Annotated in this window: 1 protein-coding gene; it reads right to left on the bottom strand. The window is 29.8% G+C overall.

Going from position 1 to position 1,268, the window contains the following annotated elements:
• Nucleotides 1-42: 42 nt before the first annotated feature.
• A protein-coding gene (locus LPC13_RS16685; RefSeq protein ID WP_234089029.1) for an IS3 family transposase occupies nucleotides 43-1,190 on the bottom strand; the annotation gives its coding sequence in 2 pieces (ribosomal slippage) (nucleotides 43-947 and nucleotides 947-1,190; 1,149 coding nt in all).
• Nucleotides 1,191-1,268: the final 78 nt, after the last annotated feature.

The raw sequence follows: 1,268 nt of genomic DNA, 5'->3' as shown, positions 1-1,268 counted from the left end.
TGGTCTTATGTCAATATTTTGGACACAAAAAGTCAAACTTTTTTATGCTGCACTTCTAGCTAATAATTCACATTGATCTGGAGTCATGTAATTAATAGAAGAGTGTAGCCTTTTTCTGTTATACCAACCTTCAATATATTTAAAAATAGCCATATTAGCTTCTTCGAAGGTACGGTATGTATTTCTATATATTTCTTCCTTTTTTATTAATGAATGAAAAGATTCTATACAAGCATTATCATATGGACAACCTTTTTTACTAAACGATTGTATAATATTAAACTCTTTGCATAGCTCCCTTAAATCATTGCTAGTGTATTGAGAGCCTAAATCGCTATGAAATATTAATTGCTTATTCTTATCGGGAGATTGGCTGTAATAAGCATTTTTTAAGGCTTTAACAACTAAATCATTAGTCATTCTCTGACCGAAAGCGTAGCCAATTATTTTTTTAGAATATAAGTCTAGAACTGAAGCTAAATAGCACCAACCATCTTTGATAGTATAAATATATGTAATATCTCCTACCCATTTTTCGTTAATAGAAGTAGTAGTAAAATCTCTTTTCAAAACGTTTTCTAAATCTTCTGCTACCTTTTTACTTGAATGAGGTTTGTATTTTTTTACAGTTACTGCACAAAGGCCAAGTTCAGTCATTCGTCTTTGAACTCGCTTCAATGATACATTGAATCCTTCTATACCAAGTATATGATGAATCCTAGGAGCACCATATATGCCTTTATTCTCTTTATATATCCTTTTAATAGCTGATTTTAATTCCTCATTTTCTAATTCTCTTGCAGATTTAGTTTTATCAAAAGATTTATAATATGTGCTTCTGGCTACGCCTAGAACGGTACACATAGTCTTAATATCATGTTTGTTTTTATTGCTATTTATAAATTCTATTAATTCATCTAATTTCTTGTTGCAAATATGGCCATAGCTTTTTTTAATATTTCATTTTCCTCTTTAATTCTTGCCATTTCTTTTTTTAAAGCCTTAACTTCCTTTAATGTCATAACTTCATTTTCATCTACTTTAATTTCTTTTACATCTTTAACCCAGCCGTTAATTGTTGATTTTGCAATGCCATATTCGCTACTTAGCTCTGCTAAGCTCATTCCTGACTTAAATAATTCTACTATCATATCTTTATATTCTTGATCGTATCTTCTGCCCTTTCCCATAATGGACACATCCTTTCTTAACTAAATATTATTTTACTTAGTTCGATTTAATGTGTCCACTACTTTATACTAACACCA

Origin of the sequence: Clostridium celatum, from assembly GCF_021412605.1 — a bacterium.
Taxonomy (GTDB): Bacteria; Bacillota; Clostridia; order Clostridiales; family Clostridiaceae; genus Clostridium; species Clostridium celatum.
Note: the sequence above shows the minus strand (reverse complement) of the source record. Positions and strands in the feature narration are given on the sequence as shown.